This is a genomic window from Mycobacterium sp. (genome assembly GCF_035570115.1).
Taxonomy (GTDB): domain Bacteria; phylum Actinomycetota; class Actinomycetes; order Mycobacteriales; family Mycobacteriaceae; genus Mycobacterium.
Genome location: NZ_DATMLH010000205.1, coordinates 24,975 through 32,584 on the forward strand (window position 1 = coordinate 24,975; position 7,610 = coordinate 32,584).

The following is a 7,610-nucleotide window of genomic DNA, read 5'->3' on the forward strand; positions in this document are numbered from 1 at the left end:
ATCGTTGTCCGGCACGACATCGCCCTGCGCAAGGGCTCAAACCTCGATCCGCGACCCCATGATCAGGGTTCGGTCTTGGGGCAGACAGAAGGACTCGGCAGCGTCCGCGCTCAGGTGCGACGTGGCGATGAAGAGATTCGTACGCCATGCGGGCATGGTCCGTGGCTCGCCCTTTATCAGTTGGATCTTCGACAAGAAATACGAAGCGTCATCGATCGAGATTGATCCCTCGGTTTTCGTCGGCTCGAGGAGACTTAACGCCTGCCGGACGTCTGGCGTCTCCATGTACCCGAAACGTGCGGTCACGTGGATGATTCCGTCGTCAGCGTGGCCGAGCGAGTCGACTTCGACGCGCTCAGAGTCGCTGGCCCGCGGGATTGGTAACACTTCGATCGTGACGATCACAACCTGCTCGGGGAGGACGTGGTTGTGTTCGACGTTTGCGCGCAGTGCCAACGGCGCGGTGTTACTGCTGCGGTTGAGGAAAACCGCCGTGCCAGGGACACGCAGTAGCCCGTCCCTGGATAGTTGATCGACGAACGCGTCAAGTGGTCCCTCTGCGACCTCACGCCTGCGGCTGACGATGGTGCTGCCGCGCTGCCACGTGATCATGACCGTGAACGTTGTGATGGCGATCAGCAGCGGCAGCCACGCGCCGTGGACGAGCTTCGTCAGGTTCGCCGCCACGAAGAGCAGGTCAACACCCAACAGTGCGCTGCCGCCAACAACGATCAGCCACAGCGGAACCCGCCATCTTGCGTGCGCCATATACAGGTACAGCATCGTCGTGATGGTGATCGTTCCGGTCACCGCCATTCCATAGGCATAAGCCAGTGACGCCGAGCTGCGGAAGGCGAACACAAGTATCAGGACCGCCACCATGAGCAGGCCGTTGATCCATGGCATGTAGACCTGGCCGACGGTCGATGCCGAGGTGTGCACCACCCGCAATCGCGGAAGGTAGCCGAGTTGGGCGGCCTGGGATGCCAGCGAAAAAGCTCCCGTGATCACCGCCTGCGACGCGATGATCGTCGCGGCGGTCGCTAGCAACACCATGGGCAATCGCGCCCAGCCCGGAATGAGCAGAAAGAACGGAGCACTCATCGTGGTCTTGTTGGTGATCAACAACGCGCCCTGCCCGAGATAATTGAGAACCAGCGCCGGTAGGACCACCAAAAGCCAAGCGCCGGTGATCGCTTTGCGTCCAAAGTGGCCCATGTCGGCGTAAAGCGCCTCCGCGCCGGTGACCGCAAGCACCACCCCGGTCAGCGAGAAGAACGCGGTGCCGAAATCCCCCACCATGAACTTCACGGCGTACACCGGGGAAAGCGCCGCCAATATCTGCGGATGGTCGAGGATGCCGTTCACGCCGCAGGCACCGATTGCGATAAACCAGCCGGTCATCACTGGCCCGAAAAAACCTCCCACAACACCCGTTCCGCGGCGCTGCACCGCGAATAGCGCAACGATGAGGATGGCGGTGATCGGCACCACCCAGTCCTGCAGTCCCGGATGGATCACCTTTAAGCCCTCCACTGCGGACAACACCGAGACCGCCGGGGTGATCATGCTGTCACCGCTGAACAAGGCGGCACCGAACACGCCCAATGTCGCGAGCACCACCGCGGTACGACCGCTGCGCGCGCCCATCCGGCGCAACAGCGCGATGAGCGCCATGATGCCGCCCTCGCCGTCGTTGTCGGCGTGCATCACCAGCGTGACGTAGGTCAGCGTCACGATGATCATCACCGACCAGAAGAGCAACGACACGACGCCGTAGATGTTGTCCGCGGTGATCGGCACGGGGTGAGGGTCGCCGGGGTTGAAGATCGTCTGGACGGTGTAGATCGGGCTAGTCCCGATGTCGCCGAACACGACACCGAGTGCACCCACCGCAACGGCCAGGCGACCCGTTTGCCTGCCGCTGCGCGCGCGAGCCGCGGAAGTGGATGCAGGCGTCGTGGGCATTGTGTGGTCCCCGATCAGTGGTTCCGGATTCTCATTTGACCTGATTGCCGGTCGGGAAGCCAGTCGAGCCGAGTCTCGCCGACCGCAAGACCACGACCGAGCGCGGCCCCACCGTAATCTCCTGCGCGGCAGTAATCTTCCGCGCAGGGTCGAAGCTGTCGCAGGCAATGTCCCAATGTCTGCTGCGCAGATCGTCCGGCACAGTGAAGGTCAACGGCTCCCACCAGGCATTGAGCAGGACGAAAAAGTCATCATCGATCATCGGCGTTCCGTCGGGACCCTCATCCGGATCCGTTGAGCCATCGATGAACAACGCGACGCTGCGAGCGCTCGGATTTCGCCACTCGTCGGCAGTCATCTCCGCACCTGCCGTTGTGAACCAGCGTAGGTCCGACGCCGCCTTGCCCGTGTAGTAACGCCGCCTGCGGAACGCCGGATGATGCCGACGCAATGCGATGACTTCCGTTGTGAAATCCAGCAGTTCATGGTCAACCGTCGTCCAGTCGAACCAGGTGATCTCGTTGTCTTGGCAATAGGCGTTGTTGTTGCCCCGCTGAGTGCGCCCGAGCTCGTCGCCGCCCAACAACAGCGGTACCCCCGCCGACAGCAACAGCGTCGCAACGAACGCCCGCCTTTGCCGAGCGCGGAGGGCCAGTACGTCAGGATCATCGGTTGGGCCCTCGGCTCCGCAGTTCCATGAGCGGTTGTCGTCGGTGCCGTCGCGGTTGCCCTCACCATTGGCATCGTTGTGTTTGTTGTTGTAAGAGACCAGGTCGCTGAGCGGGAAGCCGTCGTGCACGGTGACGAAGTTGACCGATGCGCTGGGTCGGCGTCCCTCATCGGGGCGGTCGTAGATGTCAGCCGAACCGCACAGACGCGTAGCGAAATCCCCCAACAGCCCGTCGTGGCTACGCCACCAGTCGCGCATGGTGTCGCGGAAGCGTCCGTTCCATTCGCTCCACAACGGCGGGAAACGGCCGATGTCGTAACTGTCCATGCGGCCGACGTCCCACGGCTCGGCGATGAGCTTGACCTGTGAGATGACCGGATCCTGGCTTACCACATCGAAGAACGCCGAGAACGGGTCGAAGTCGCCGTCCGCTCGCCCGAGGGTTGGTGCCAGGTCGAAACGAAAGCCGTCGACGCCCATCGTAGACGCCCAGTAGCGCAGCGAATCCGTGATCATCCGCAGCGTGGTCGGGTTCGCCGTATTCAGCGAATTGCCCGTCCCGGTCGTGTCGATATAGCGACTCGGATCGCTAGGGTCCAGGCGGTAGTAGGCGGTGTTGTCCAGGCCGCGGTGAGACAGCGTTGGACCCCCGGGCCCGCCCTCGGCGGTGTGGTTGAACACGACGTCCAGCACCACCTCCAGCCCTGCCGTGTGCAGGGCCTCGACCATTCTCCGGAACTCCGCCACCTGGCCCCCGCGACGGCCGGCCCGTACCGCTGCCGAGTACGCCGCGTGCGGCGCGAAGAAGCCGATGGTGTTGTAACCCCAGTAGTTCGTCAACCCCCGCTCGACGAGGAACGACTCGGGCACGTTGTGGTGGACGGGCAGCAGCTCGACAGCGGTGACGCCGAGATGGACGAGGTAGTCGAGCGCGGCCTCGTGCGCCAGGCCGGCGTAGGTGCCGCGCAGTGCGGGTGGTACGTCGGGGTGCGTTGCGGTGAAGCCACGGACGTGCACCTCGTAGATGATCGTGTCGGCGAGCGGATGGCCCGGGCCGGGCACCGGCGAAACAAGTGGCAACGGCGCCGTCACCAGGCTGCGCGGCATGTGGCCGGCCGAATCCAGCAAGCTGGGCGCGGCGTTGTCATCCATTGCGTAGTCGAATAATTCGGGCCCGAACCGGCATTCACCGTCGATCGCGCGGGCATACGGGTCGAGGAGAAGCTTGGCGGGGTTGTAGCGCAGGCCCCGAGCGCGATCGTAGGGGCCGCTGACTCGGAAACCGTAGGCCTGGCCCTCCCCGACGCCGGGCACGAAGCCATGCCAGACGTCGCCGTCGCGTTCCGGCAGCGCCAGTCGGGTCTCAGCCCCGGTGTGGTCGAACAAACAAAGCAGCACCTGTTCGCCATTTGATGACACTGCGAAGTTCGTCCCATCCGGCCCGCACGTCGCGCCCAGCGGAGCGGGTCTGCCGGGCAAGATTGGCGTGGTCATCGAGACTCAGGTTCTGGCACCGCAACGTCAGTCAATGGGACTCCTTGCGTTACTAATTCCTGAATCGTGCCGCACGGACCTTTCACCGTCATTGTGACTGCCGACAATCTCGGTCAGCAGGGGCTGTCGCGTGCTACACCCGGGCGACGGCCGCCCGGAACTCGCAAACACTCGCCGCGTCTACCCGCGAAGTGGCGCACTGAGATCGTTGTTGTTGCGCACACCAATTCCCTGGTATCGACGGTGTGCCGGCGGACACCGTCAGCTGGCCTACCCACGGTTAGAGTGCGCAGATGGCCGGTGCTTGCGATCAGCCGCGAAGGGGATGACCATGACGACCGATCACCACGCCGTCACTGCCCGGCGCATCCCACAGCTGATCCCGCACCGGCTCCTGCGCGGCCGGGTAGCTCACCATCCAGCGGTGCTCGAAGAGGCCGAGCGGCGAAGCCGGAACTTCCAACTGCGTCTGGCCGACCGAATCACCACGTTCGCGGGATCGATGAACTTCGTCTGGATTCACGCGGCGTTATTCGCCGTCTGGATGCTGTTCCTGGAGAAAAGCCCGTGGCCCTCGTTGACTCTCGTCGTGTCGCTCGAGGCGATCTTCCTTTCGACGTTCGTGATGATCGGCCAGAACCGACAGGCGGCGTTCCAGCAGGCCAAGGCAGACCATGACTTTGAAGTCCAAGACTTGGAGCTGAAGACCAACACCGACCTAACACGTCAAATCCATTTGCTCACAGTGGAGTTGCATCGGCGCCTAATCGATCGTCCGGCGTCCGACTTACCCGATCCCACGTTGGCTACATCAGACGGCGAGGCACCTCGGGCGCAAGGCACAGTTCGGCGAGGCCATTCGAGCTAGCAAACCGTCCTTCGAGGTCACGGCGATCCGGGCTCGAACGCACCAGGACTAGGATTTCGGCATGCCGATTCTTGGAGACGCGACTATCGTCTTCGCGTTACTGACTAGGTCGACGTCCAACGCGTTGCGAGTTCAGCTCACCAGCCCCGACGGCACCGAGTTGGCGCACGCCCAACAAAAGGCTGGTGCTGCTGTATTGCTCGGATACAAGAACGGGGGGAAAAGCACCTACATGCTGTCGAACACCGCGGGCGACGAACTCCGTATCGCGGTGGCTCGAACCACAACCATCACACAGAAGAACACACCGGTGGGAAAAATTGTGCCGGCTGACGGCGCGGCACGGTTGGAGACCGGTGGCGGCACCACCCTGGCCGTGATACAGCCGCACACCGGGTCCAAGACCGACAGCGCCTGGCATCATCGGATGCTCTCGCCCGCCGGCGACGAGCTCGGCGTCCTCACCTTGATGAGGGCGCAAAATGGCTGGAGCGGTATCGCAGCAGAGACCACTCTATGGCTACTCAACCAAAACATCGGCGCCCTGAAACCACCGTCAGCCGGCGTATTGCTCAAGCTCAACGCGCCGGTCGCTCCCGAGTTGGGCGACGTATTGGCCGCGACCTGCCTTGACTTCTCGGTGTTGCCGCGGGGCTACATCGCGTAGTCAGTGGTAGCCCGGCAAGTCCGGCACGCCGCTGGCTGTCAGCCAACCGCCGCCGTCGACGACCAATGTCGCCCCGGTGACGTAGGACGCCGCATCACTGGCCAGGAACAGCACCGCGTCGGCCACCTCGGTGGTCGAACCGGATCGCCTGAGGGGATTCTGGATGGCGCGGTGTTGGTCATCGCCGGCGATCCTCTTGACTCCCTCGGTTCCTGACATCGCCCCTGGGGCAACGATGTTGACGCGGACCCCGTCGGGCCCCCATTCGATCGCACACGCGCGGCTCAGTGCATCAATGCCGGCCTTGGCCGAAACGACGTGCGCTTGCAACGCCATGCCGCGGTACTGAATCGCCGCGCTGATGTTCACCACGGCGCCGCCGTGATCACGCAGCCACAGCTCGTAAGCCGCCTTCGATACGTTGAATGTTCCTAACAGGTCGATGTCGACGACGGCCTTGAACCCGTTAGGGCTCAGGTCGCTGATCGGGGCGGGGAAGTTTCCGGCCGCATTGTTGACGAGGACGTCGACTTGACCGAACGTTCGGAGCACTTCCTCGATGACCGCCGTCACCTCGTCGTGACGGCGGACGTCGCAGACGCCGTAGGATGCCGCAATCCCCTGCTGCCGCAACGCCGCAACCGCCGCTTGGAGATTGGCTTCCTTGCGGCTGCAGATGGCGACGCGAGCCCCGTGACTACCCAGTACCCGAGCGGTCTCCAGTCCCAGCCCGGTCGCGCCGCCGGTGACCAATGCCACCTTCCCCTGCAGGAGATCGGCCCGGAACGGACTCTGGCGAGTGGTCAAGAACGTGGCTCCTGCGTTGACGGGGTCGGCAGCCGCGCCGATTCGTCGAGGTCCACGTCCAGCGCGTTGAGCATCAACGCCAGACCCGCGTACCGACTGATGATCATCAGTATCTCGACGGTGGCCTCGGAACCGAGCGCACTATGCACTTGGTCGAAGACTGGTGCCGAGACGCTGCGTGTGGTCAGCAGCTCGGTCGTCAGATGCAGCACTGCGACTTCGATGGGACTGAAATGGGCTGCTTGCCAATCGAACTCGGAGGTAATGCCTTCGATCTCCTCGCCGCTGACCCCGGCTGTGCGCGCCACGTCGCGATGCTGCCCGAGTTCGTAGGGGCAGTCCATCAGATAAGCGGTGCGCAGGGTGACGAGTTCACGCAGCCGGGCCGGCACCACCTGGCTACTCAGGACGGCGCGCCCGGCCAGCATCCAGCCGGTGAACACCTTGTCCGCGTTAGCCAGCGCACGGTAGACGTTGAGATTGCCGCGTTCGACGGTTAATTCGCGAGCCCGCTCGGTCATTTCGTCGAGCTGCCGGTAGGCGATTCGAGTCATTTTGCTTCTCCTGTCAGGGTTGGAACCGGGCCGTGGCGTCGATATCCAGGTCGGCTGCGTTGAGCACCAACGCCAGCCCGTAATAGCAACTGAGGATCATCAGCAGCTCGGTGAAAGCCTCATCGTCGAAGGCCGCATGGGCCGCGGCGAAGGAGCTTTCACTCAATTGGTGGGTGCTGCACAACTCGGTGACTACGTCGAGCGCGGCGCGTTCGGTGCGGCTGAAGGCGGCCGCATCCACGTCGCCCGTACCGATGATGGCGTTGATCTGTTGTTCGGTCAGCCCGGCGCTGCGGGCGATCGCAGTGTGCTGGGCGAGCTCGTAGCGTGAGTCCTGCAGATGGGCAACCCGCAAGATGATCACTTCCCGCATCCGCAGGCTGAAGGTCGGGCTGTCGAACAATTCGTCGACCATCTGTGTCCATCCGGCGAACACATGCGGATCGTTGGCGAGCAATCCGAAGACATTGAGATCGCCGCGACGCGCCATCCACTGGCGGATCTCTTCAGGCTGGCTATCGGCGGTGGCGAGCGGTATCCGCGACATCGGTTTGGCTCCTTCTACTTTGCGTCTGGTTCGGC

At 63.4% G+C, this 7,610-nt stretch carries 7 protein-coding genes; 2 read left to right on the top strand and 5 right to left on the bottom strand.

The genetic code is table 11. The features are described from left to right. Positions 1 to 36 precede the first annotated feature (36 nt). Complete coding sequence (locus VNW74_RS18375; RefSeq protein WP_325679350.1) at positions 37 to 1,968, bottom strand: potassium transporter Kup; 1,932 nt, start codon at positions 1,966 to 1,968, stop codon at positions 37 to 39. A gap of 31 nt (positions 1,969 to 1,999) precedes the next feature. Further along, positions 2,000 to 4,132 carry a glycogen debranching protein GlgX gene (gene glgX / locus VNW74_RS18380; RefSeq protein ID WP_325679352.1) on the bottom strand — a complete coding sequence of 711 codons (2,133 nt, stop codon included), beginning with the start codon at positions 4,130 to 4,132 and terminating at the stop codon, positions 2,000 to 2,002. 331 nt (positions 4,133 to 4,463) lie between these two features. Here glgX and VNW74_RS18385 point away from each other — a divergent pair, with 331 nt between their 5' ends. Beyond that, positions 4,464 to 5,000 carry a DUF1003 domain-containing protein gene (locus VNW74_RS18385; RefSeq protein ID WP_325679354.1) on the top strand — a complete coding sequence of 179 codons (537 nt, stop codon included), beginning with the start codon at positions 4,464 to 4,466 and terminating at the stop codon, positions 4,998 to 5,000. 61 nt (positions 5,001 to 5,061) lie between these two features. After that, a complete protein-coding gene (locus VNW74_RS18390; RefSeq protein WP_325679356.1) occupies positions 5,062 to 5,667 on the top strand; it encodes a hypothetical protein in 606 nt (201 codons plus the stop codon). On the opposite strand, the gene VNW74_RS18395 is transcribed toward VNW74_RS18390, so the two are convergent. From VNW74_RS18395 to VNW74_RS18405, 3 genes are read right to left on the bottom strand one after another with little or no spacing between them, the layout of a single operon-like run. Continuing rightward, positions 5,668 to 6,474, bottom strand: coding sequence for an SDR family oxidoreductase (locus VNW74_RS18395; protein ID WP_325679358.1), 807 nt, complete (start codon positions 6,472 to 6,474; stop codon positions 5,668 to 5,670). Continuing rightward, the gene (locus tag VNW74_RS18400) at positions 6,471 to 7,028 is read right to left on the bottom strand and encodes a carboxymuconolactone decarboxylase family protein (protein WP_325679360.1); all 558 of its coding nucleotides are present in this window, start codon (positions 7,026 to 7,028) and stop codon (positions 6,471 to 6,473) included. The genes VNW74_RS18395 and VNW74_RS18400 overlap by 4 nt, the downstream gene beginning before the upstream one ends. 13 nt (positions 7,029 to 7,041) lie before the next feature. Next, positions 7,042 to 7,575 carry a carboxymuconolactone decarboxylase family protein gene (locus tag VNW74_RS18405; RefSeq protein ID WP_325679366.1) on the bottom strand — a complete coding sequence of 178 codons (534 nt, stop codon included), beginning with the start codon at positions 7,573 to 7,575 and terminating at the stop codon, positions 7,042 to 7,044. Positions 7,576 to 7,610 lie beyond the last annotated feature (35 nt).